Genomic DNA, 24,254 nt, shown 5'->3' on the forward strand with positions numbered 1-24,254 from the left:
CGTGGTTTATTCCGTTATGCACATGAATACGGAATGGCCGGAAGGGCTGTTCCGGCTACTACCCCGTTCACCGATGCAATCGACTCAATGTAATTTTAACCTGACGGAGAGCCAGAAGAAACCCGTCATCACCGAAGCTTCCAACCCGCTGCCCCGGGCCGTTCTGCGACCAAATTCGTATATGCTCCTCGACGGCGAATGGCGTTTTGCCGTCGATCCCGACGATCACGGTCTGCTCGAACAATGGTATCTGGGTCACGACTACCAGGACGTGGCCCACTGGCCGGGTGCCGTGGAAGACCATATGCGGGCCGGCCGCGAAGACTCCGAAGCCTTCGGCTGGCAGGACAAAATCGTCGTATGGTATGAGCGCGAGTTTACGCTGCCCGCGAAAGACCCGGACTCCGGCCCGAAAGCCATGCACCAGCTCACCTTCGGCGCCTGCGGTTATGAAACCCGGGTCTGGCTCAACGGCCGACCGCTGAAAACCATCGAGGGCGATGAAACCCACGTTGGGGAATATACCTCCTTTTCGTACGAACTGGAGGAAGACTGCCTCCAGCCCGTCAACCGGCTGACCGTCCGGATTGCCGACACCATGGACGCCGAAATTCCGCGCGGCAAGCAGGAGTCGCACGTTTACAAACGCGGAGGCATCTGGTACCAGACTTACACCGGTGCCGTCCGGAGCGTCTGGCTGGAAACGGTGGAACGGAACCGGCTGCGCTCCCGGGTGGGCGTCGTCAGCATCGTGGAGGACGAGCTGGTCCGGTTCAACCTCACCACCCGCGTCCATGACCCCGGCAGCTACACCCTCCGGCTTCAGATTTTTGAGCGCGACGGGCACCCCGTCGAACCGGTGGCGGTATCGGATTTCCCGCTGCGGCTTGAAGCGGGTCAGAAAAACCAGCGGGTGGTGGTCGAAGTACCGAAGGCCCGTCTCTGGTCGCCCGACGATCCGCACCTGTATCGGCTGGTGGCCCAGCTGATCGACTCCGACGGTCATGCTTCCCAGATCGAAGCGCACTTCGGTCTCCGGAAAGTGGAATCCCGGGGGTGCTGCGTCTATCTGAACGGAAAGCCGATCTACCTCGACGGCATTCTGTACCAGCCGGGTACGGCCACCTACCAGGAGATGGAGCGGCATTTTTACGCCATGCAGAAACTGGGATGCAATCTTGTCCGGGTACATATTGCCGGCGTCGATCCCCGCATCTATAACCTGGCCGACGAACTGGGGCTGCTGTTATGGGTAGAGGTGCCGAGTCCGCACAGTTCGAGCCACCGCAGCCGCGAAAACCACCGGGCCGAAATGCTCCGGATGCTGGCTCTGATCGAAACGCACCCGTCCATCGTCATCTGGAGCCTCTATAACGAGGACTGGGGGGCGCAGGACATCGCGTCCAACCCCGAAACCCGGCAGTACATCGTCGAAATGTACCACTATATGCAGATCAACCACCCGCAGTTTCTGGTGGTCGACAATGACGGCTGGCACCATGTTTCCCTGGAAGGCCGGCTGAAGTCCGATCTGCTGACGGCTCACCTTTATACGCCCGATCTGACTCGCTGGCGCGAACTGCTCGACGGCCTCACCAAGGGGGACATCGAAGGAGTAGCGGCCTTTCCGTTGGTGGTAGGTGACCCGTTCTTCTACCGTCGGCAGGTGCCGCTGGTCGTCAGCGAGTGGGGCGGCTTCGGTTTTGCCGATTATGGCGGGCCGACCGAGTCGGAAGACCGTTCGGAGCGGATCCGGATGTTCAAGGAAGAACTGCGCCGGCGGTCCATCGCCGGAGACGTCTACACCCAGGCCACCAACATTGAGGAGGAACGCAACGGGCTGATCGATCCGCATACCGGTGAACTGACCGTGCCGGAAGGGCTGCTCGCGTCTCCGAAAAGGCAGCCTGCCGAAACCACGACCGGTTAAACCGGTTCGGTGACCTTCTCGGCCGACACCCACACTTTCATTCCTTTCAGCGTCATGGGGCCGTACTGCGTCGCCAGGGCTACGTCGGCGGCATCTCGACCGTAGGCCACCACGATCCGGTTGCCCCGCGGCTGCTCCTGGGTGGCGTCGAAGGTATACCAGCGGCCGTCGACAAAAGCCTCGAACCAGGCATGCAGGTCCATCGGATCGAGCCGGTAAAGGTATCCGACCACCATGCGGGCCGGGATACTGAGGCTACGGCAAAGCGCAATGCCGAGGTGCGCGAAGTCCCGGCAGACGCCGATGCGTTTTTCGGCCGTATCGACGGCCGATGTCGTCGCATCGCTGGTACCGTACTGGTAGGTGATGTGGGTATGAATCCAGTTCCGGATCGCTTCGGCCTGGTCGTAGCCGGGTGTGAAGCCCTCCGTAATGTCGAGAGCCTGGGGTCCAAGGCGGTCCGACTGGCAGTAGCGGCTTGGCAGCAGATAATGCAGAACGTCGGGGGGCAGGTCCTGAACGGGGGTGAATGGCGCACCGGGGGCCGTATCGATGACGTCGGCGGTTTCGGCTACCACGGCGGTATGGACAGTGAACGACCCGGCCGGGGCCAGCAGCCGCTGGCAAAGATTGCCGTACAGATCGGTATACTCCACGACAGGAATGCCCGGTTTCAGAAGATATTCTTCCGACAGAACCCACTGCCCGGCACCGGAGCGGGGGCGGAGCATCAGCACGACGGGTACGGGGGCAGGAACTTCGTACTGGAGTTCGCAGCCGGCGTAAAGTTTCATAATGGATAAACGGGATAGATCAATCAGGTTTGCACAAAACGAGCAGCGCGATCGCGCTGCTCTGCTTCCTAACTCGCTTCCTTCCCGAATTGTTGCCGTATAAGACGGAAAGTCAGGCCGATTGGGTTATTTCGTTGCGTATTTCTGGGCGTAGGTCGAGGTTTTGAACTGCTCGAACGGCTCCTTTTTGTAATGATCACCGCCGAAGAAGGTAATAACCTGGTGAAAAACCGGGGCCTCCATAAACCCGGCCACCGGCTGTATCACCTGGAATTTTTCGTCCAGAAACACCACCGTCGGATAGCTCAGCTGATTGCGCAGCAGGGCTGCGGCCAGCTGATGGTACCCCCGGCCGCCCTGCCCGACATACACAAATTTGTCTTTTCCCAGAACGATGTCGGCTTTCTGTTCCGCATCCAGTTTGACGGCGTAGTAATTCCTGTTGATGTAATCGGCCACGGCCGGGTTCGAAAACGTCTTGCGGTCCATCACCTTGCACCAGCCGCACCAGTCGGTGTAGACGTCGACGACCATTTTCCGGGGAGTCTTCTGGTTGAGGGCGAAGGCTTCCTCGATGGTCAGCCATTTGATTTTGCCTTCCTCCTTCGTCGGCTGTGGCCGAAACGAAACCAGACCGCCGGTGACCACCAGAAGGAGGATAACGAGGGAAAACAGCTTATTCATCATTGGCGCTTTTTTGAATAACGAAAGATACGCAGAAAACCGCTGGATCCACAGCCGGATTTCCGACCTCTTATTTGGACTTCGAAAACCCGCAATAGTAACGATTTAAAATGGATTCCGGTCGTCGTCCAGCTCGCGGATCGTGCCGGGGGGCGGAGCGTCGCGGTAGGTGGGGTGGCGGCCCAGTTCAGCCGCGCGGAGCAGCTTGTCGGCTCCGAAACGCGCTTTCCCTTCGTACAAAGCCTGCCGCAGCCGGTTTTTCCGGGTGTCGTTCTCAAACTGGCTGAACGGAACCAGTTGTGCCGGCATAAACCGCTGCACGGTAACGCTCAGATACTTTAGCGGAGCGCCGAATACCGGCTCCGTATGCCCGGTTTTCTCAAATCGTTCCATCCGATCCCGAATTATCCGGTACAGTTCAAGGCCGTCCTGCCCCGGTTCAGGGAGCCGGATTTCGTCCGTATACTGTTTTTCGTCCAGATACCGGAACTGAATGACCGCCTTCCGGTAAAAGACGGCTTTCCGTACCATCCGCCGTTCGAGCGTCAGACAAAGGGTTTCCAGCAGTTCGTGCAGCAGGCCCGTCAGCCCCTGGAGTTCGGCCGGAACGGTGCGCCGGGCCTGCATGGTTCGGTCGGGGCGCGTTTCAAGGTCGATTTCTCCGCTGAAATTCAGCCGCATATGCCAGTGCCACCCGATCAGGCTCCCGCATTCGGTCTGAAGCCGTTCGGGCGAGGCCGACCGTAGATCGAGGGGCGTCCGGATGCCGTGTTGCCGCAGGCGGTCGGCCATGGCGTCATCGATGCCGGGCAGACCGGTCAGCGGCAGCGGTTTCAGCACATCCTCGATCGTGTCGGGCGTCAGGACGATCATGGCGCCCGGCCGGCCCAGCCCGGCCGCCAGCTTGGCCAGGAAAATATTCGGCGCCAGCCCGATCGACCCGCGAAACCGGTTTCCGGTTTTTTCGGACAGGGCTCTCTGAATCCGGAGAGCCGTCGCGTTGCCGTCCGGAAACAATACCGGGCAGGCACCCAGGTCCACGACCGCCCCCGTCGCCCCGGCGGGAAATACGTCCGGTGAAAATTCTTTCAGCATTTCGATCAGTGTCTTCTGGTCGGTTTGCCCCTCCAAACGCCCGGGAAAGCTTGGTATTTTCACATAGAGAACCGTCGGTTCCGTATTCTCCCCCAACCGCATCATAAAAATTCTGGAATCGGTGTGATATAATTCTGGCAGGCTGTTACCAATCTGACGGAATTTTTAGTAAATTTGATCACAATATATTTTACTTATATTATAAAAGCCAATAGCTGTATTATGTTTAACGAACCGGGAAAAACTATTGAAGAAGGTTTGGAGCCGATTCAGGAACGGCTGCGGCAGGTATTTGATGCCCTGGAGATTAGTATTTATCAGGCAGCCAAGGATTTGGGTGAGAACTCATCCAAATTTTATAATATCCTGAACGGACGGGCCAAACCCTCTTACGATACGATTATGCGCCTGCTGGAGCAGTATCCGCAGGTGCGTGCCGATTTTCTGCTCCGGGGCCAGCGGCCGGTGCTCGACGAACCCGAACCCAACGGAAAGGTCATCGAGCTTCAGGTGCGGTATACGGATCTGCCCTTCGTTCCGACCCGCTTCTATGCCAGCTTTATCGAAACCTACATCGAAGGGCTGAGCATGGACCAGCTGGAAATCTACCGGGTTCCGGTCGATGTGGTCGGGAACCATAAGAATGTAGTGGTGATCGAGGTAGCCGGCAACAGCATGAGCCCCCAACTGGCCAACGGAGCCAAGGTGCTGGCCGTACTCGTCGACCCCAGTAACTGGGAGTATCAGTCCGGGGGTATTTATGCGGTGATCTATCGCGACTTTTTTGTCGTGAAGCGCATCAAGGACAACGAACTGCTGACGAAGCAGCGGCTGACGCTGCACTCCGACAATCCGAACGGCGGCACGGTTACCATTCCGCTCAAGGACATTCGCGGCATCTGGAAGGTCGTTCGCGTGATCGACTCTCCGGTGGAGTAAGCCGGGATTTTTTACCTGATTCCCTAACCCCTGCCTTCTGCTTAAGATCAATCGAATTGAAACTGGTATTGAACGAAACCAGTCAGGTTTTAAAACCTGACTGGTTTTTTGTTTTAAATCAACGGGATAGGAAACCTGAATCAGCCGGCAGATCGAGAGTCGGGGCGACTCGGAGGCCACCTGCTGAGAGGTGGTTTGGGGAAGCGGTTTATCATCCCGACGCAGGAGAGACCCTGTGTTCTGTTGACTAATCATTGTGACCGACGAAGCCCAAAATCTCTACTGCGTCGGGATGACAAACCGTGCCCAGCCTGACCACCCCCCAGCCCCCTCCTTGCTAAGGAGGGGGTGGCTCCGCAGGATTTGAATCTGGCAGCGCTCTCCCCCTCCTTAGCAAGGAGGGGGCTGGGGGGTGGTCGGATGGCCCTTGTTCCCCAGGAGGACCATCCGGCCTGGAAGCAAAAACCTTTCCCAAACCACTCGCTATATGGTTACGGGCGGGGGCTGGCTATGGAAGCTGAGGAAGGCATCCCGGCCCCCGAACCACTCCAGCAACTCGTCACGACACAGGTAGGTGGGCTGATCCGAACTCAATACGGGCCAGGAGGAGTGGGGCCATTGCGAAGCGGTTCCGCAAAGGCCCTGCGCGACGGGCTGAAGATGCATGTCCCGAATCAGGCTCCGGCGGCAGGCTTTGGCGTCTATTTCCTTCCTTTTGAAATAATCGGTGAACAGGGAGCCCTGCCGTCCGTAGCGCCGGTTATAGGCCTTTGCATATGAATTGAACAGGTTCGCAAACCGACGGCTCAGCTGAACGTTCAGGACATCGTCGACTTCCCAGGGGCGCAGGGAACCGTCTTTGATTCCGAACTGGCGGAAAAGGTCGGCGGTTGGCCGGATGCGGACGAAAAAATGGAACTGATACGGCATCAGGCAATAGGCAAACGTATCGGTAACCGGCCGACAGAATTCCTCATACTTCCTGAGAAAGAAGATGTAATTGTCCGTTTCCCGGAATAACGGTTCCTCGCTGTTATGAAAATTGAAAATGTGATAATAGTGTCCGGGAAGCAGGGGAAGGCGTAAGGCATACATGGGCATCCGGCTTTTTTTTATTTAGACGAGCCGATGCCGGAAAAGGAACGGCCGAATACGAAAAAACCTGCGGAGTCCGGGGACGGACTCCGCAGGTTCCACAAAATCAACTCCCCAACTCTTAAACCCCCAAACTCCTTAACGCTCAATACCGGATCGTCCAGTACGGGTTCTCCTGAGCCTTGATGGCGGTTTTGATATGGTCGGTTAGCAGTTTGTCGTACTCGGCGGCTTTGATCTTTTTGCCTTTTATCTTTTTAACGGCCGCCAGTTCCTTCGACACATCCTTCAGTTCCACCTGGGTGGCCGTCACGACCACGTCGCCGTCGTTGATGTCCAGTTCGAGGATCAGGCCGGGCAGGCCGTAATACATCTCGGGGCCGGCCGAAACCGGAATGTCCTGCGCAAACCAGGCGGTGATCTTCTGGCTCTTGATCGGGTCGTCGGTTTCGGCTTTCATGCAGACGTGGCCGGCGATGTCCTTCAACTGGTTCAGAATCTTCCACTTCGGCTCGGCCAGCGAATCCTCGACGATGAAGGTCTTGCCGAGCATTTCGATGATTTCCGTGCGGGTGCCCTGTTTGAAGTCCCGGCGGATGACGTAGTCGCTGTTCCGCCAGCTCCAGCGGCCGTCTTCGCTCCGGGTGTAGTCGCTTTCATACGAATACAGGCTCTGGTCGGCGTTGAAGTAAAGCTTCATGATGCTTTTGGAGCCGGTGTAGTTCTTGTAGGTCGATTTGATGCGTTCCTTCTGGTCGAGACTCAGATAGGGCAGACGGGACGCGATTTTGATCCAGTCCTGGCTGTATTCGTAGGTCACCACGCCCCGCAGTTCCTGGGCCCGGGCCTGAATGCCGGCGAAAATCAGAAGAAAGAACAAAAGCTTTTTCATGCCTGAATTAAGAAGTTAAATTTACCAGCCGTTGTTCCGGCGCATTTGTGATTTAAGACCGCGTACGTTGTACGTGAAGGAAAGCATGAAATACCGCGCCAGCGTCTGCACCTGTTCCGTCTGGAGGATATTCTGATAGGCCTGCTGCGTAATGCCCTGGTTCTTGTTGAACACGTCGTAGGCCGACAGCCGGACCTCTGCCTTGTTGTCTTTCAGGAACAGTTTGTACACCGACAGGTTCAGAATGGGCAGTTGCTGGTTGAAGCCGAATTTCTCGTTTTTGTAGATCTGATAGTTCAGCCGGCCGTTGAAGTAAATACCGCCCGGCATCTGAACGTTGAGGTCACCGCCGTAGCGGAAATTGTAAATCTGAAGGTTCTGAGTTTTGTTGACCGAATACCGCGTATCGGTCAGGTTCCAGTTGAAGTTCGGATACAGCGTAAACTTCTCGCTCGGTGTCAGATCGAGGTTCAGGCCGAAATTGTAATAGTTCGTATTGGTCTGGTTCAGCACATTGTTGATATACGTCGGGTTGCGGCCGAAATTGAGCGAGCTGTAGACGTTCAGCGTGGCCTTGGTCTTTTTCAGCGGGAAACCGAAGCCGAGGTAGGAGCCGAAGTTCTTTCCTCCGTCGATATTTTCGGGACGGCTCGTAGTCACCAGCCGCTCATCGACCGTCTGGTTGTAAACGATCTGGTTGATGTTATACCCGAAGTTGACGTTGCTGTAAAAGTGAACGAAACTGCCCGGATTATAGGTGTTGAAACCGGCGCTCACCCGGTGGGTCAGCTGGGGCAGCAGGTTGGGGTTCCCTTCCCGGATGAAACGCGGATTGCTGTTGTCGATTACCGGCTGAAGGTCGGCGGTGGAGGGCTGCCGGACATCGACATTGTAATTGGCGTTCAGGTTCCGGTTCTTCATGTTATAGTAGACCGTCACGTTCGGGACCACCGAAAAGAAACTCCGGTTGACGGAGGTGAAGGTCGAGGCCGTCTGGTCGGGAGCGAACCGCCCGGCCTGATTGAACCACATCCCCGCCAGCCCGCCGGAGACGTTCAGCCCCTTGTTGGAATAGCGGACGCTTGTCCCGATCCGGTTATACGTGAAGTCGTTCGTGTAATACCGGCTCAGGCTGTTGTTGCGGATACGGCCCTGGTCGGAGACGTCGAACACGTCACGGTCGACCCGGTCGGTCCGGAAGCTGAAGTTGTAGAAGGTCTCCCAGGAGACGGTTTTCGACAGCGGCTCAATAAAGTCGAGGCTGGATTTCAGCTCGTTGCGCAGGCTGCTCGTCATGTTGTCCTGGTTGAGCCGAAAGGAGGCCGGAGGGCCGGTCGAGGTCGTGTCGTCGAAATACCGGTTGTTCGACTGCTGGTTGCCCGACCCGTCGGTATCGTTGATGTTGTAGGAGAGGCTGGCGGCAAAGTTTCGGCCTTTCTTCCGGAATTTGTGCCGATAGATGGCCGTCGAGGCCAGTTGAAAGGCGCTGAACGAGTTCCGGTTGTTAATTTCGGTCAGGCTGCTGGGCGTCTCGCGGCTCATACCCCGGAAGAAGTTCTGCGTGCTGCTGAACCGCTCGGTTCCGTTGTTGAAGCGGGCGTTGCCGATGATAACCAGCGTATTGAGCGAATCGAGGTTCTTCTCGAAGCGGGCGCTGGCGCGGTGGTTATTGTTCAGTGTGCTCCGATTGCTTTTTTCGAGCGTCAGGAAGGACCCGTTGGGCAGGAATGTTTCCTTGTTAAGGTCGGTGTCGAAGGTCTGGCCGGTCTGGTTGAAGAAGTAGTTCGAACTGAGCTTGGTCTTCTTGGTGTCGTAGTTGTAGTTTCCGCCCCCGGCATAGTTGCGGGAGAAACCCCGGTTGCTGCTGTTCCCGCCGTTGATCGGAATCCCGATACCGTTGCCGTCGTCACCGCCGAAGTAGTAGAAACCGGAGTTGAACCCGAAATCCCCGTTGTCCTGCCAGTTGAACGACTGGCTGCCCCGGAAGTCCTGGTAATCGTCGAACGACAGACCGGTCTGGTTGATGTTGTTGGCGAAGCCCAGCACCGAAAACTGCTCTTTCTGGTTGAAGCGGTTGTAGTTCCCGCGGACCTGGGCCCGTTCTTTGGTGCCTATGCCGGCCGTCACCTTGCCGAAACCGCCTTTCTTGTGGCTTTCCTTCAGTTCGAGGTTGACGGTTTTTTCGCGCTTGCCGTCGTCGATGCCGGTGGTTTTGGCGGCTTCCGTCTTATCGTTGAACACCTGCACTTTCGAGATGGCTTCGGCGGGCAGGTTCTTGGTCGCCAGCTTGGGGTCGGCGCCGAAGAACTGCTTGCCGTCGACCGTCACTTTCTGAACGGTCTGGCCCTGCGCCTTGATGTTACCGTCCTGATCAACCTGCATACCCGGCAGTTTGCGGAGCAGTTCCTCGACGCTCGAACCGGGCGGGACTTTGAACGAAGAGGCATTGTATTCGATGGTATCGCCCCGGATGCTCAGCGGGGCGCGGGCGGTCTTCACCACCACTTCGAACAGTTCTTTCTGGATGGGCTTGATTTTCAGCGCACCCAGATCGGTTATGTCGCCCGCATCGGGTGTAAATTCTTTCTGGAGAGGAAGGAAGCCGACGTAGGAAACCTTCAGAATGTAAGGGCCGCGTTTCATGTTCCGGAACTCGAAGGTACCCTTGTCGCTGGTGCGGCCGAAACTGACCAGCGCCGAGTCTTTGGGCGTCAGGAGCATCACGGTTGCTCCCGGCATGACGACGCTGGCCGTATCAACAATGGACCCCCGGACAGTTACGCGGGCAGATTGCTGGGCGAAAGCCGTGCAGCAGCAGACGACCAGCAACAGCAGAGAGAAAAGGTTTTTCATAGGGGAATAGGGAGGGGGTTGGTGTTGGAAAGCGGTAAATTGAAAAGAATTATCATCCGTTGGTGAAAGTTAACAATTTTTAATAGTTGCAACTATATAAGTAGTTAAAAATTTCATTTTTAATTGAAATCCGGAAGAATACAAAAAATGGGAGGGTGCTGACTTTGGATGGAAAGACATCGGATACAACGAAACGTTGCATCAGGTATCGGCAAAACGGCGCATTTCAGGCAATCGTATGAAAGATAACTAAAATAACTGATCGACCCGCACGAACCGGTAGTTTCTCTTTTTGAGGTAGATCAATAGTTCATCCAGGTGGGCATAAAGCTTGTCGGTCCGGGCCGGATGCGTGCCGACGTGCATCAAGAGGATGAAGCCGTTCAGGCCCGCCGGCCGGTGTTGTTCGTAGTCGTATATGGATTGGAGAATGGTGCGGCTGGGGCGGTAGTTCTTCAGGTCGGGCGTGGTGTAATCGGCGTGGCTGAGCGTACCGGGGGTGAAGTTGATCAGTTCCAGCTGCTCGGTCCGGGTCCAGGCCGAGATGGTATCGTTATACCACTCGTAGGGCGGCAGAAAAAACCGGGCCTCCTCTTTCCGGATGCCGAAGGTCCGCATGGCGTCGTAATTCCGGCGAAGGTCGTCCCGGAACTGCTCGCGGCCGATCAGCAGGCTGTCGCGTTGGGTCCAGTCGCAGTACAGCAGGTGCTGGTCGGAGTGGGCGCCGAGGTAGTGCCCGTCCCGGCGCAGGTCCCGGATCAGCGTTTGGAAAGCCGGGTTGCGGTAAAACCGCCCGGTGAAGAAGAAGGAAACCGGCACTTTCCGGCGTCGGAGGGTCTGCCGGATGACCGGGCCGCCGTCGGCGTATTCGTCACCCGTGAAAACGAGGGCCAGTCGGCGGAGGCTGCTGTCGCCCCGGATCAGGGCGCCCCGGTGCGAAACAAATTTTTTCCGGATTGTGTCGGCCCGTGCAACGTCCGGGAGCCGGCCTGCATCTTTGCAGAAATCCGCTTCGGCGGAAACCACACCCCAGCGAAGAATTAACATCCAGATCAGCACCATATCGCAGAAAAACTACCTCATAGAAATCCGTTTGACATTGATGAACCCCTGGGCTGCACGAACGATTATGGCCACGCCGTTGACCAATTACACCGTAGAGATGGAACAGACCGGTTTGTCCGGCTGGATCAGCTACCGTGAACCCCTGCTGTCGTTACGGTTTGCCTACGAGCGTATGCTGACTTCCGTGTATATCTTCGTTCCGGGCGATGGGCAGTGGGCGGCCTACTGCCGGAGTTCGGGCGCCCGCAACGCCACGACCCGGCGGGCCGAGATCATCCAGCGCATTGCCAACGAGGTGCGCAACCGGCATTCGTCCACCGGAGGGGTACAGATCTCCGACTTCGGCATCGAGGTGCTGTTCTGACCGGTTCCGCCGAAGCGTTCTACCGCCTTCTTCGTTTTTTCGAAGACGACCGCCGGGCCGTCGATTTTTTCCGTCCGGACGAGCGTCTGACCGTTTTCTTCTTCACCGGCGCTTTTTTCCTCACCGCCACCGGCGCCTTCTCGGCAGCCGCCGTCGTTTCACCCTCTTTGGCCGCCAGCAGGTAGATCAGCGAAGCCGTACCGTCCATGGTCGGCTCGTTAGTGCTGTAATCGCCGTAGTCGTCGTGGTAGACGACGAGGTCGCTCTGGAAAGCCTCGTATTCGTCGGCGTCTTTCAACTGAATCCCGAGCAGGCTTTTATAGATACGGCCGTAAACCGGGCCGTCGACCAGTCCGCCGTCGATCGGATAATTATTCAGATGCGTAAAGGCCGAGTGTGGGTCGGCGGGTGTGTCGGCGCCGGCCGGAAGCCCGTAGACAAAGCTCGTACCCCAGGGATTACAGCCGAACAGCCAGTCGAAACAGGCCTGTTCCAGTGGAGCGAAGCGGTTATCACCGGTCAGTTTCCGGTACCAGTAGCACTGGATGGCGAAGGAGGTGGTCAGGTTGTTGCTGCACCAGATGAACGGCACGCCCCGGTAGAAGGCGTTGTTCTGCGCCCTGGCCCATACCTTTTCGATGCCGTCCCGGTAAAAGCCGATGAGATGCTGTTTGCGGGAGTCGGTCAGCCGTTTGGCGACTTCGAAATGGCCGATGTTGATGAACGGATACCACTGATAATGCCGGGCGGTATCGGACCCCAGCCAGGGCGTCACCGGCTCGATAAGGCCGTAGGCGTAGGCACTGTTGAGGTAATCGGCGGCTTTCAGACCCCGCGACCGGGCCGCGTTGTATAATTCGACGGCCGCCAGTTCCATGTCGTCGACGTAATTGTCTTCCTCATAAAAATACGGCGACCGGCCCGGAGCCGTCTGGCTGACACCCGGTTTCTTCAAACCGAGCGTATAGGCGGTCTGGGCCCGCTGCCACAGGGTTTCGGCGTAGTCCTGGTCCTTCCGGCGCAGGAGCTGATAGCCCAGGGCAAATGCGCTGCTGAACTTCCCGGCCGTGGAGGCTACGCCCGTCGCCCGGTTTTTGTGGTTGAACAGGCCCTGGGGCTGCCCGGTGGCGAAGTAGACGGGCCGTTCGAAGCCTTTGCCGTAGAAATTGTCCTGCTTCGGTATCCGCATACCGGCGTGGTCACGGTCGTCGGCCAGCTGGTTGAACATCCAGTCGTCTTTGGGGTGCATTTTGAGCAGCCAGTTCAGCCCCCAGCGGGCTTCGTCCAGCACATCGGGCTGGCTGTTGGCGCCCTCCAGCCCGTTGGACTGGTGGTTGTCGGCAAACACCTTCGGAAAATCGCGGTAGGCCGCCAGCAGGTGATAGGTGGCGTTGGCCGAAGTGGTTACGTATTGCAGGTAGTCGGATGCGTCGTGCCAGCCTCCGGAGACGTCGATGTGGGTACTGTCGGGCATGGGCCCGTACATGGTGTAGCCGTCCTGCGTATGGCAGGAGTCTTTCAGGTAGGGGTTGTAACCGCTTCGCTGCTGCCGCATATAGCGCAGGCAGAAGTCGGCGGCCCCGTGATACACGTCGTCGGCGATCCGGAATTCCGATGACTGCTGCGTGCCGGTTTTCAGGTAATACCGGCCGGGTTTGCGGAAGGCCGAAAAATCCAGCCGGTAGGTCTGCACGAACGGGCCGTAAGCGCCGAACGGTTTCCCGGCCGTATTTTCGTATACTACTTTACCGGTCTGGGCTTCAACAAGTTGGAACTGATGAACCGCTTCTTCGGTTTTGCCCGCCCAAACGGCTACTTTCGGCCCTCCGGGACGGTATCCGAGCAGGTTGGTTCGTATCCAGGCTTGTTCTTCAACGGTGGGCCTGAAGGCCCCGATCCATGCAACCAGGCAGGCAAACAGAAAAATTCTCATCGACCGGCAAGTTACAATTTTTAACGGTTGGGAGGGCACCACCCTGAACAGATTAGCCCACCCCGCCATCGGAACCGATGGATGAGGTGGGCTACCCGTTTATGGACAGAAATACCGAAAGAATCAGAAGCGACGTTCCAGAATCTCCAGAATCCGCAGCCAGGGCATACCGCTCCGAATATATTGATCTAACGGCTTCTGATACAGAAGGTTGAAACGCTTTTCCAGGCTCTCTTCGAATTTCTGCTTATTGGGGGAAGACTGTTCTTTATACAGTTCATCTCCCATCATGCTCGACAGGAGATAGAAGCGATTATATTGCATGAGGTTACTTAACTTTTCGTTGGTACAAAGGTACGGTACAATTGGGCATGTTCCAACCCGTTTAAACAGATTGTTGCCATTAACTCGCTTTTAATCAGTTAAAAAGCGTTTCAATAGTCTGCTTCTGAAGCCCGGATGGCACGGTAATTTACCCGGCAATTTCTACTTATGGTTACCACGCGACGAAATTCGCTCGGTCATGAGTTGTTTTGTTAGTTTATGGTTAGGGTGCCGCGGCCCGAATAACTCCGCAAACTGCCGTCATACATCGCATCTGCCGACACGGGACCCCTGGTAAAGCGGCCTTTCGAAACTACCCGGACGAGGTAGTAAAATGTTTTTGCGGTTGCTCCCGCAGAAGTGAAAAAATGAATACGGTCGTCACGCACGTCGAAGTGTTCGGGCGTGGCCGCCCCTTTCACCCACGGCAGTTCGCGCGGTTCGGTCAGGCGCGGATTTTCGATCTCGAAGCCGGCGGGCAGCATGTCCGTCACCACGACGTTATCGACCGGCACGCCCGTTTCACCGGAAAGCGTGATCCGCACCACCACCAGGTCGTTCTGCCGGAACGAGGAAGCCGGCACCCCGTCGCGCGTCAGGTACTCCCGCCGGACCCGCAGCCCGGCGTCTTCCTCGGTAAAGGTGCCGGTGGCGCTCAGGCCCTCCGTCTGCGTAAACCAGTACAGGCTGCCGCTGCCCTGCGCCGTCAGCGTAACTTTTCGACCGGCAATGCCGCCGGTCAGCCGGAGGTCTTTTCCGGTAAAGGGAGCGAGGGGCTTTCCGTCGGCGGTCAGGGTGGCGGTAGCGGTCGACGTCGCCACTTTTTTCGCCACCTTTCCGAGGGCCAGCACGGCAAACGCCGACTCCTGGGTGTTCAGATACGAGCCGGTATTCAGCGCCTGGGAGAGCTGACGGGCCAGCACCGGAATCTGAAGGTTGTCGGGGTCGGCTTCGAGCAGGGTGTTCAGCACCAGCGCCAGGTTCCGGATGGGGGAGGCATAGCTCCCGCCGGACTGCCGGACGTTGGTGGTGTTGGTGTATTTTTTGGGCAGCAGGGCGTTGTAGCTCCGCGCATCGCCGGTCAGGAAGAAGGCCGAGGCCAGCAGATACCGGCTGTCCGATGTAAGCTGAGCGACGTTCTGCTTGTAATAGTTCATGGCCGGGCGGTTCGGCTGACCGCTCAGGGCCAGCACGTACAGGCCGTAAATCGTTTGCCGGCTCGCTACTTTCCGGACGGTTCGGCCGCCGGTTTCGTCAAAAACCACTTCATCTTCCGTCGCCGGGGTGCCGGTGCGGGTGCTGAGCCGGTCCACGGCTTTGGCGTAAACCGCCGGACTGATTTCAAAACCGGCCCGCTGGGCTTCGGTCAGGAAATGAACCGCATAGGCCGACGCCCAGCCGTCTTCCTGCTCGGCCGACCCGGCCGCGGCCACGCCCGGCCACATGCTGAAGCCCCCGTTGAACAGCTGCATCGACTCCACCCGCCGGATGGCCTCCTGCACTGTGTAGGTGGGGTTCAGGTCACTTTGTCCCGAACGCACGAAGTAGGTGCCCGGTTTCCCGATGGTTTTCATGACCTCCGCGAAATACAACTGGGGGAAAGCCTTCGATATGGTTTGTTCGATGCACCCGTACGGGTAGCCGAGCAGGTAGGAAAACTCCCGGTTGAGCTGGATCATCGGCGACCGGCTGACCACCAGTTCGCTCCGGACAGTACCCGGCATAAAGGCGTTAGTCAGGTCGATGGTCTGCGACCGACCGGCCGCCACCACGCCCGACTGGGCGGTTTTGAGCAGGGAGGTCACCGGCCGGACGGTCAGGTCGGTGCTTTCCGTAAAGGTTTCGTTCAGCCCCCGGACGGAAACCGTAATGTTACCGGTCCCGATGGCCGACCCGGCTTTGGCGGCGAAGGCGGCCCGCGCTTCCTGGCCGGGGCCGATGGTCAGCTGCTGCGTGGGTGAACCGGCCGCCTGGAGCAGGCCGGAAAGTTTGAGCGAGGCCGTCACCGTGGCCGGTTTTTGGGTGGTGTTGCTGATCGTGACGGGCAGGCTCAGTTCGTCGTTGGGGCTGAGGAAGCGCGGTGCGCCGGTGCTGATCACGATCGGATCGGCCACTTTCATGTTCTTGGAAGCCGAGCCGAAGGCTTTTCCTTTATAAGCCACGGCCATGACGCGCAGGTCGCCCGAAAATTGCGGGATGGCAATGTCGAACGAAGCTTCCCCGCTGCCGTCGGCTTTCAGAATACCGCTCCACAGGGCCACCAGTTTGACGCGCCCGTTGCTCAGGGGGTTGATACGTTTGCCCAATTCGTAACCGTCACCACCCGTCGAGGAGCTTCCGGCAATGGACAATTCCGGAAAGAGAAACGCGTAGAGATCATGACTGCCGACCTCCAGCGCCCGCTTCTGATAAAAAAAGCCGTGCATATCCGGTGTCTGAAAGTTCTTCAATTGCAGAATGCCTTCATCGACCACGGCCACGGTCAGCTCCGCATTGGCTGCTGTTTTGATCGAAATGCGCTGTCTGATTTTCGAGCGCGACTGGCCGGCGGCCGTGATCTGCACCGGTAGTTTCGTGTCGGCGTCCTCCACCGGCACCGAGGCAAAGCCGTGGGCGACGGTCAGCGGAAGGTTGGCGCCGTCGAGCGGCCGGATGAGGGTAGCCGTGACGTAAACGTTGGGCAGGTGCTCGTCGCTCAGACCGAAGCTGAGTTCGGCGGATTTGGCGTCGGTATCCAGCACATGGGTTTCCAGCACCCGGTTTCGTTCCAGCGTCACCAGAAGTTTTCCGTCGAAGGGCGTTTTAAACAGGGCTTTGGCTTTCTCCCCGGCCTGATACTGCGTTTTGTCCAGCTGAATCAGAACCTGACCTTCCGAACTGACTTCAAACGACGAACTCTGGGTGGTGCCGTACCCATAGGCATAAAATGAAACCGCCGTATAGCCCGGAGCCGCTTCTCCCGGCGCCCCCGGCCGCCGAACCCGGACTTCGTATTCGCCCGAAACCGTCGGCACATAGCGGATCCGGGCCTTGCCGTCGCCGAAGGTCAGGTTGTTGACGTAGACGACTTTCTCCCGTTTCTTCGACACGTACCGAAGCTGGTCGTCCTGCTTCTCGATGACGGTCTGGTAGTCCATCCGGACCACCTCTACCCGCGCCGTAGCTCCATTTCCTAAAGCCCCGTTCCGGTCGACGGCGATCAGATCGACGGGCAGCGGAGCGTTCGTGCCGACGTAGGAATCCGCCAGCCGAACGCCGTAGAACGTTTCCTGCGTAAAGACGTCGAATCGTTTCACCCGGTTGATCGGACGGCTGTTTTCGTCGAAGATCGTGACGAACAGCCGGCCTTCCAGCACCCCGATGTCTCGGTAGCCGGTCGAAACCGGAAACCGTTCGACGGCCTGCCCCTGCGCGTTGGTGACGCCCTGGCGCAGTTCCTTTTCGAAGGAGGTATTGTTTTCAATCGCAAAGGTATATTCCGGGAATTGCTTAGCCGTGAAGGCGCGGGGTTTCAGCTGCAATTCCATTTCGTAGGTCCGGCCGGTGGCGGGCGGCCCGAACAGGTTGGTGGCCGTAGCCGTCATCGTGACGGTTTCGCCGGTTCGGTAGGCGTCCCGCTCCGTGCGGGCCTCCACCCGGATGCGGTCCGGGATGAATTCCTCCACGCTGAGGTTGCGCGACGCCAGCAGGACCTCGTTGGCGTTGTAGATTTCGGCGACATAGGTGCCGGTGACGGCCGCCGGGTCGATCGGGACGTCGGTGGCGACGGCGCCCTGTTCGTTGGTATTCTGGCGAAACACGCGGTATTCCCTTCCGTTGGGGGTCAGAATGCGAATTTTCAGCGGAATCTGACCGACGCTTTCCCAGGCCGGGTTGCGGACGACGGTGTTGAAGTGCATCGTTTCACCGGGGCGGTAAATGTCCCGGTCGCCGTAGACGAAGGCATCGAAACCGGACGGATTGTCGCGTTTCCCCTCGACCTCGAAGCGGGAGGTCTCGACCCGGGTATCCTGTAGAAGCAGATAATTGAAATCGTCGCCGGTCCGGGCGGTGATCAGGGCGACTTTAAAACCGGGGGCCTTTTCGGAGAGCTTCTCAAAATGAGCGACGCCCTTGCCGTTGGTCTGGGCCGTGGCGACCACCTGATTATTGCTGCTGACCAGGCTGACCTCGACGTTCGCCAGCGATTCGGCGGTTTTGATCGAGTTGGCGAATACCCAGACTTCGTCGCTGCCCTGTTTGGCGATCAGCCCGACGTCCGACACCGAGACGAGTTTGGTCGCGCCCATGTAGGCCTGTTCCTTCGAGCTGACGGTCACCAGATAAATGCCCCGGAGGCTGTTCTGATCCGGCAGCGACAGGTTCAGGACCGATGCACCCCTGACCTTCGGCAGGTTGGCCGTCGAAACCGTTTTGTCGACGATGAGGTCGCTGTGGTTCTGCTGTTCGTCCTCATAATAGACATAAGAACCCATCGGCTGCCAGCTGCCGTCGACCTCGCCGTACTCTTCATACCGTCCCGTCCGGACGTAACTCAGGATATTATTTTCATAGACTTTGGCGACTTTCACCTGCACCTGCGGGACGTTGGTGATGTTGACGCCGATGTTCTTCGCGCCTTTCGACGACAGATACAGGGCTTTTTTCTGGACGAACGCGATACCCGCCGGCATTTTTCCGAAGAACAGATCCCGGCTGACTTCTTCGTCCAGTGCCGCCCCAAGCACCCCTTTGACGGCTTTGGTCAGGGTGAGAACGTAGGTTTCGGTTTCGTTGAAATTTCCCCGGATCAGAAAGCCGTTGTCGGTGGGTTCGGTTCGCGTTTCGATTTCAGGGGAAAGCGTAAAGTATTCATTGATGCGATCGGCCTGCAGTTCCTGCGTCGTGACGACCCGGATGACGCCCTCATTGTTCTCAAAGCCGGTTTTGACGTCCACGATCTCCAGCGCATACTGGGAGGGCAGGGCGGTTTTCTGCTCGACGGCTTCCTGCGTCACGAAGGCTGCATTCTGCATTTTAAGCCCCTTTTCGATCCGGACCGCCACCGGTGCGGGGTTACGGGAGGCCGGGGCGTTGGGCAGGGTCACCGGAACGGTTTCGCCGGGAGCGGCCTGGCTGATCTGGGTCGTCAGGGCGGTTTGGGGGTCTTCGGTTTCAAGTTTCAGCCGGCCCGCCAGTTCACTGCCGCTGACCGGGTAGTTGAAGTTCAGCCGGGCTTTGGCGACCGGCCGGCCGGTTTCGCGGGAGCGCGTCCACCAGAATTCCGTATCGACCAGCTGGAGGTAGGGCGTGTGGAAGGTGATCGTTTCCCGGTCGATGCCGTACTTGCGGTCGCTCACCGCATCGACCAGGGCGTCGGTCAGTTCGGCCCGGTATTCCGTCGCCGGTTTCAGGGCGGTAGTGGGAGAGAATACCAGTTCGTTGGGGGCCGTCCATTTGTACTTGCCTGCAATGGCCGGTTCGAACGACACGTAGCGGGTGGAGTCCCACGCGTTGAGCCGCCCCGCCGGCACCAGGTCCTTACTGAACGTAAACACGAGGTTCTGGGTACGGGCCACCTCGTCTTCAAAATTCCGGCTGATGACGCGGACGTCGTTGCTGAGTCGGGAGCAGGTAGAAAACAGAAGCAGGATACCAACGGCGGGCAGCAGACGCAGAAGCGGTTTCATACAGGCGGAAAAGGTACGGTAGAAAAGGGCACAGGAAATACCGGGCCTAAGGTTGAAAAACCTTTGCTATTAATCAATAATCCCGTCGACTAAAAAAGCCGCCCTTTCGTGAGCGGCATGAAACAATAAAGCCGACCGCGATTCCGCAGCCGGCTTATACAATTTATTGGTCTTTAGTTCAGAAGTAAAATCTTGACACGGAGGGCACTTCCCCGATCAGAAAAAAAATTTGTTCTCGGCAATCATCGCATCGGCGATCCGACGGCGGGCGTCTTTGAGATTCATCGGTTCAATTTTGGTGAAGCGCTTGAGGCCCATCAGCATCACGCGCTGTTCGTCGCCTTCGGCAAAGGAGGTAATGGCGGCCCGGCCGGCCATGTTGACTTTCTCGACGGCTTCGTGCAGGTACACCAGCGCCAGATCGTTCTGCAGGGCCACCGCCGAAGCGCCCCGTGTGCCGATGAGCTTCTCGACACGCAGCAGCACCGACTCGGCTGCGTACACTTCGATGGCCATGTCGGCCAGCGCCATCAGGATTTCCTGTTCTTCCGACAGTTTCATCATGAACTTCTGCACGGCGGCTCCGGCCACCATCAGGACGGCTTTTTTGAGGTTTCGCAGTACCTTTTTCTCGGCGGCAAACAGCGTTTCGTCTTCCTCGGTGCTGAAGTCGGGAATCGACAGAATCTCTTTGGAAACCGCCATGGCCGGACCCATCAGGTCGAGTTCGCCTTTCATGGCCCGCTTCAGGAGCATATCCACCGTCAGCATCCGGTTGATTTCGTTAGTACCCTCGAAAATCCGGTTGATGCGGGCGTCGCGGTAGGCGCGGTCCATCGGCGCGTCGGCCGAGTAGCCCATGCCGCCGTACACCTGAACGCCTTCATCCACCACATAATCGAGCATTTCGGAGCCGTGGACCTTCATCATGGCGCATTCGATGGCAAACTGCTCCAGCGCCTTCAGCCTGGCGTCGGCGTCCGGGGTACCTTTGGCTTTCAGGTCTTCGATGAGGTCGTCGATGTTCTGCCCGATGCGGTAACAGGCGGTTTCGGTCGCATACACCCGCACCGCCATCTCGCCGAGTTTATGCCGGATGGCGCCGAACGAAGCGATCGGTACGCCGAACTGACGGCGCTCATTGGCATACTGTACGGCGTTATGGATCACCTGTTTGGCCCCGCCGACGGCGGCAATGCCGAGCTTGATCCGGCCGATATTCAGGATGTTGACGGCAATTTTGAATCCGTTACCGCGCGACGACAGCAGGTTCTCGACCGGTACCAGGCAGTCGTTGAAGAAGATCTGGCGGGTGTCGGAACCCTTGATGCCCATTTTATGCTCCGGCTCATTCATGGTAATGCCGCTGAAGCTTTTCTCGACGAGGAAGGCCGACAGGTTTTTGTCCGTCTGACCGCCTTCCTCGATTTTGGCGAAGACGATGAAAACGTCGGCAAACCCACCGTTCGTAATCCACATCTTCTGTCCGTTGATGATATAATGTTTACCGTCTTCCGACAGCCGGGCTTTGGTTTTGCCCGAGTTGGCATCGGAGCCGGAATCCGGTTCGGTGAGGCAGTAGGCGGCTTTCCATTCGCCGGTCGCCAGTTTGGGCAGATACCGGGCTTTCTGTTCTTCGTTGCCGTAGTAGACGACCGGCAGCGTGCCGATGCCGGTGTGGGCCGAGAGCGCCACCGAGAAGGAGTGACCCGCGCCCGTTACTTCGGCCACCAGCATCGACGTATTGAAATTCATTCCGAAACCGCCGTATTCTTCCGGCACCGACGTCCCGAGCAGGCCCAGTTCCCCGGCTTTATCCATCAGGGAGGAAATCAGTTCCGGCGATTGGGCGTGGTCGATTTCGTCCAGACGGGTCCAGATTTCGCGTTCCAGAAACTCCCGGCACGTAGCCGCGATCATCTGCTGCTCTTCCGAAAATTCCTCCGGAATAAACACCTGTGAGGCATCCGTTTCCTTCACCAGAAACTCTCCGCCTTTAATGGATGCTTTGTGTTCGGTTGCGATCATGGGTTTATAAATAAGAATTAGCTACGTTCGGTATGCAGGCATACTGCTTTAGCCGTAAAAATAATGAAAGCCTAAATAGTATGCAAGCATACTTTTAAAAAAATTGGCTCCCCGGGTTTCGGTCGATTCAGTTTTACGGGCACCGGTTGCCTTTCTGCCTTAATTTCTTACTTTTACCTCCGTTAAATTGCCTGGTTTTCAGTGTGTTACTGATATGTTATTTCAATAAATGTCAAAGCGGAATTTGTTGGCATATTGCTTGTACACATATACTAAAAGTGTAACTTTAGATTCAAATGATTACGTATCGATCGAGGTGAGCGATAAACCGTAACCGAATGATGTGGAAAAATGTAAATGACCGCGGACCGGTCAGGTGGGGGCTGGTCCTGCTGACCGGATATATGCTGGCCTTCGGGGCGGCTCAGGCTCAGGGCGTTCCTCAGATCGGAAACCGGATGGAATTTGCCGGCGTCACGATCCACCTGACCGAATCCACGCAATATGCCGTTCAGCAGGAGGCCGAGTTGCTTTATCTCAACCGCTCGCTGGTTCGGCTGCGTCTGGAGCAGATGAGTCTGTATTTCCCCGTGATCCGACCCCTGCTGGAAGAGCACTCCCTTCCCACCGATTTCCTGTTTCTGGCCCTGCAGGACAGTGCCGCTTTTCCGCCCGGCCCGGTACCCGGCTTCTGGGCTCTCCCGAAAACGAACCCTCTGGGCCTGAGAGTCGATGCGGCCGTCGATGAACGCCTGCACCTGACGTCGGCTTCCGGTGCGGCCATCGACCGGCTGAAGCAGCTTAGCCGCCGGAGCCGTAACTGGATCGACGTGATCCGGCATTTCGACCGGATATTGCGGGCCGATACCACAGCCGCCGGTCATCCGAACACCGACCAGGAATCGTTTTTTGCCCTGACCGATACCCACGATGATTTTCTGATCCGGTTGCTGGCTTCCAAAACGGTTCTCGAACGCGCCTTTTCGCTCTATCATCCGGCCCGTCAGGAGGTTCTTTTTCAGTATGAGGAAGCCAAAGGGAAAACCGTCCGGCAACTGGCGGAGGAATTCGAAGTGGCGGAGGCCGACCTGCACCGTCATAACCGGTGGCTGAAGGGCAGCCAGGTGCCGCCCGACCGGGAGCTTACGGTTTTTATTCCGGTTTCAGTCGAGCGGCTCCCCGACCTCAGGCGCCGGGCGGCTGCCGCAGCGCAGAATGCGGTGGCCCGGCAGGATGCCGGGTTTCCGATGATTCAGAAAGAAACCATGCAGCCCGACGAACGCGGAGCCGTGTTTCACCGCATCAACGGGAAGAAAGGTATTCAGGCCCTGCTGTACGACAATCCGATCACGCTCGCCTATCGGGGCCGCATCAGCGTGGAAGAATTTCTGCGTTATAACGACCTGCAACGGGGAGAACCGGTTTTTATCGGAGAGGTCTATTATCTGGAAAAAAAGGAGAAGCGGGCGAAGGTGCCGTTCCATGTCGTCGCGAAGGGACAGTCGCTCCGGGAGATTGCCCAGCAATACGGTATTCAACTGGCTTCTCTAATTACTTATAACGACCTGAATCCGGAGCAGAAGCCGGCTCCCGGCCGCATCCTCTGGCTTCAGAAAAAACGGCCGGACGGCGTGCCGGTCGAGTACTTCAAACCGGAACCCTCCGACCGGCCTCCGGTAACGGCAACGGCCTACCCGTCTTCCCCGTCTTCGGTACCATCCCGGCCTGATTCGGCAACGGCCCGCCCGGCTTCTGCCCAGAGTAGCAGCGCTCTGACGGTCCAGACGACGCCCTCACCGGCCGACAGCCTGACGCCCCTCCCGGACCAACGCCTTGCGGTGGCCGGTCCTGCTCCCGAACCGGTCATCCGGAGCGGTGCCACCAAGACGGTTCGGCCGACGGTTACCCCGCCGGAGTCCGCACCCGTAAGCCCTCCGGTGTCGGAGCCGGCGGAAAGTGAGACGGAATCGGAAGAGGCCGGCCCGCTGATTATGCACCTGGCCGAGCAAGGCGACACCTATGCCTCGGTGGCCCGGCGGTATAACGTTACCGTCCGGGATCTGCTGCTCTGGAATAACCTTTCCGCCGGAAAACCGCTTCGGGCGGGCCAGTCGCTGCTGATCGACCTGGCGCGACCTTCCCGGCCGGCGAGCAAGGCAGCCGTTCCGGCGGCTTCGGGAGGAGAACGCACCCATGTGGTGCGTTACGGAGAAAATCTGTTCCGGATCGGCCTGAAATACCAGGTCACGGCCGAACAGCTCCGCCGGTGGAATCACCTGCCCGACCAGCAGGCCGTCATGGCGGGTCAGACGCTGGTCGTGGGTCCGGCCGATCCGGGAACCGTCCGGGCCGCAGCAGAAGAGGCAGAAACCGCCAAAGCGATCATCCATACCGTGAAAAGTGGAGAAAATCTTTTCCGCATCGGCCTGAAATACAACGTGACTCCCGAGCAGATACGGGAATGGAATAACCTGCCGAACCTGACGGCCGTGAAAGGGACGCGGCTGGTGATCAGGAGGGGAAATTAAGGCCGGGAGGCTATAAAAAAGCGGACCCGCTTCATTTCCAGGAGCGGGTCCGCTTTTTACT

15 protein-coding genes are annotated in these 24,254 nt (G+C 57.9%); 4 read left to right on the forward strand and 11 right to left on the reverse strand.

Annotated features, from left to right (window positions below):
- Window positions 1-73 precede the first annotated feature (73 nt).
- Window positions 74-1,930, forward strand: coding sequence for a glycoside hydrolase family 2 protein (locus tag DX909_RS24575; protein ID WP_128547892.1), 1,857 nt, complete (start codon window positions 74-76; stop codon window positions 1,928-1,930).
- Here DX909_RS24575 and DX909_RS24580 read toward each other — a convergent pair.
- From DX909_RS24580 to DX909_RS24590, 3 genes are all read right to left on the reverse strand, one after another.
- Entirely contained in the window at window positions 1,927-2,724 is a 798-nt protein-coding gene (locus DX909_RS24580) for a transglutaminase domain-containing protein (protein ID WP_128547893.1), read from the reverse strand. The two genes, DX909_RS24575 and DX909_RS24580, sit on opposite strands and share 4 nt — an antisense overlap.
- A gap of 126 nt (window positions 2,725-2,850) precedes the next feature.
- Window positions 2,851-3,408 carry a thioredoxin family protein gene (locus tag DX909_RS24585; RefSeq protein ID WP_128547965.1) on the reverse strand — a complete coding sequence of 186 codons (558 nt, stop codon included), beginning with the start codon at window positions 3,406-3,408 and terminating at the stop codon, window positions 2,851-2,853.
- Between the two features lie 105 nt (window positions 3,409-3,513).
- Entirely contained in the window at window positions 3,514-4,608 is a 1,095-nt protein-coding gene (locus DX909_RS24590) for a DNA polymerase Y family protein (RefSeq protein ID WP_128547894.1), read from the reverse strand.
- A 153-nt stretch (window positions 4,609-4,761) separates the two neighbouring features.
- Between DX909_RS24590 and DX909_RS24595 the strand changes: the two genes are divergently transcribed.
- A complete protein-coding gene (locus DX909_RS24595) occupies window positions 4,762-5,442 on the forward strand; it encodes a S24 family peptidase (RefSeq protein ID WP_310589878.1) in 681 nt (226 codons plus the stop codon).
- Window positions 5,443-5,925: 483 nt separating this feature from the next.
- Here DX909_RS24595 and DX909_RS24600 read toward each other — a convergent pair whose 3' ends face one another.
- The 4 genes from DX909_RS24600 to DX909_RS24615 all read right to left on the reverse strand — a co-directional run bounded on the left by DX909_RS24600 (window position 5,926) and on the right by DX909_RS24615 (window position 11,344).
- Window positions 5,926-6,537, reverse strand: coding sequence for a hypothetical protein (locus DX909_RS24600; protein WP_128547896.1), 612 nt, complete (start codon window positions 6,535-6,537; stop codon window positions 5,926-5,928).
- Between the two features lie 145 nt (window positions 6,538-6,682).
- The gene (locus tag DX909_RS24605; RefSeq protein ID WP_128547897.1) at window positions 6,683-7,429 is read right to left on the reverse strand and encodes a GLPGLI family protein; all 747 of its coding nucleotides are present in this window, start codon (window positions 7,427-7,429) and stop codon (window positions 6,683-6,685) included.
- Between the two features lie 21 nt (window positions 7,430-7,450).
- The gene (locus tag DX909_RS24610; RefSeq protein ID WP_128547898.1) at window positions 7,451-10,282 is read right to left on the reverse strand and encodes a TonB dependent receptor; all 2,832 of its coding nucleotides are present in this window, start codon (window positions 10,280-10,282) and stop codon (window positions 7,451-7,453) included.
- Window positions 10,283-10,531: 249 nt separating this feature from the next.
- On the reverse strand, window positions 10,532-11,344 hold the full coding sequence (locus DX909_RS24615) for a polysaccharide deacetylase family protein (protein WP_128547899.1): 813 nt from the start codon (window positions 11,342-11,344) through the stop codon (window positions 10,532-10,534).
- 67 nt (window positions 11,345-11,411) lie between these two features.
- On the opposite strand from DX909_RS24615, the gene DX909_RS24620 reads away from it, so the two are divergent.
- Entirely contained in the window at window positions 11,412-11,711 is a 300-nt protein-coding gene (locus DX909_RS24620) for a hypothetical protein (RefSeq protein WP_128547900.1), read from the forward strand.
- Window positions 11,712-11,730: 19 nt separating this feature from the next.
- Here the strand turns inward: DX909_RS24620 and DX909_RS24625 are convergent, their stop codons facing one another.
- The 4 genes from DX909_RS24625 to DX909_RS24640 all read right to left on the reverse strand — a co-directional run bounded on the left by DX909_RS24625 (window position 11,731) and on the right by DX909_RS24640 (window position 21,665).
- Entirely contained in the window at window positions 11,731-13,644 is a 1,914-nt protein-coding gene (locus tag DX909_RS24625) for a glycoside hydrolase family 9 protein (protein ID WP_128547901.1), read from the reverse strand.
- A gap of 123 nt (window positions 13,645-13,767) precedes the next feature.
- Window positions 13,768-13,968, reverse strand: a complete 201-nt coding sequence (locus DX909_RS24630; protein ID WP_128547902.1) for a hypothetical protein — start codon at window positions 13,966-13,968, stop codon at window positions 13,768-13,770.
- A gap of 212 nt (window positions 13,969-14,180) precedes the next feature.
- Window positions 14,181-19,637, reverse strand: a complete 5,457-nt coding sequence (locus DX909_RS24635; RefSeq protein WP_128547903.1) for an Ig-like domain-containing alpha-2-macroglobulin family protein — start codon at window positions 19,635-19,637, stop codon at window positions 14,181-14,183.
- 216 nt (window positions 19,638-19,853) lie between these two features.
- Window positions 19,854-21,665, reverse strand: a complete 1,812-nt coding sequence (locus DX909_RS24640; protein ID WP_128547904.1) for an acyl-CoA dehydrogenase FadE — start codon at window positions 21,663-21,665, stop codon at window positions 19,854-19,856.
- 338 nt (window positions 21,666-22,003) lie between these two features.
- On the opposite strand from DX909_RS24640, the gene DX909_RS24645 reads away from it, so the two are divergent.
- Window positions 22,004-24,193: a LysM peptidoglycan-binding domain-containing protein gene (locus tag DX909_RS24645; protein ID WP_128547905.1), complete on the forward strand. Its 2,190-nt coding sequence runs from the start codon at window positions 22,004-22,006 to the stop codon at window positions 24,191-24,193.
- The last annotated feature ends 61 nt before the right edge of the window (window positions 24,194-24,254 follow it).

The organism is Larkinella soli (assembly GCF_003703975.1).
Lineage (GTDB): Bacteria > Bacteroidota > Bacteroidia > Cytophagales > Spirosomataceae > Larkinella > Larkinella soli.

Coding starts and splice junctions, on each gene's coding strand:
- DX909_RS24575 (WP_128547892.1), top strand. CDS start 74: ATGCAATCGACTCAATGTAATTTTAACCTGACGGAGAGCCAGAAGAAA.
- DX909_RS24580 (WP_128547893.1), bottom strand. CDS start 2,724: ATGAAACTTTACGCCGGCTGCGAACTCCAGTACGAAGTTCCTGCCCCC.
- DX909_RS24585 (WP_128547965.1), bottom strand. CDS start 3,408: ATGAATAAGCTGTTTTCCCTCGTTATCCTCCTTCTGGTGGTCACCGGC.
- DX909_RS24590 (WP_128547894.1), bottom strand. CDS start 4,608: ATGATGCGGTTGGGGGAGAATACGGAACCGACGGTTCTCTATGTGAAA.
- DX909_RS24600 (WP_128547896.1), bottom strand. CDS start 6,537: ATGTATGCCTTACGCCTTCCCCTGCTTCCCGGACACTATTATCACATT.
- DX909_RS24605 (WP_128547897.1), bottom strand. CDS start 7,429: ATGAAAAAGCTTTTGTTCTTTCTTCTGATTTTCGCCGGCATTCAGGCC.
- DX909_RS24610 (WP_128547898.1), bottom strand. CDS start 10,282: ATGAAAAACCTTTTCTCTCTGCTGTTGCTGGTCGTCTGCTGCTGCACG.
- DX909_RS24615 (WP_128547899.1), bottom strand. CDS start 11,344: ATGGTGCTGATCTGGATGTTAATTCTTCGCTGGGGTGTGGTTTCCGCC.
- DX909_RS24620 (WP_128547900.1), top strand. CDS start 11,412: ATGGCCACGCCGTTGACCAATTACACCGTAGAGATGGAACAGACCGGT.
- DX909_RS24625 (WP_128547901.1), bottom strand. CDS start 13,644: ATGAGAATTTTTCTGTTTGCCTGCCTGGTTGCATGGATCGGGGCCTTC.
- DX909_RS24630 (WP_128547902.1), bottom strand. CDS start 13,968: ATGCAATATAATCGCTTCTATCTCCTGTCGAGCATGATGGGAGATGAA.
- DX909_RS24635 (WP_128547903.1), bottom strand. CDS start 19,637: ATGAAACCGCTTCTGCGTCTGCTGCCCGCCGTTGGTATCCTGCTTCTG.
- DX909_RS24640 (WP_128547904.1), bottom strand. CDS start 21,665: ATGATCGCAACCGAACACAAAGCATCCATTAAAGGCGGAGAGTTTCTG.
- DX909_RS24645 (WP_128547905.1), top strand. CDS start 22,004: ATGATGTGGAAAAATGTAAATGACCGCGGACCGGTCAGGTGGGGGCTG.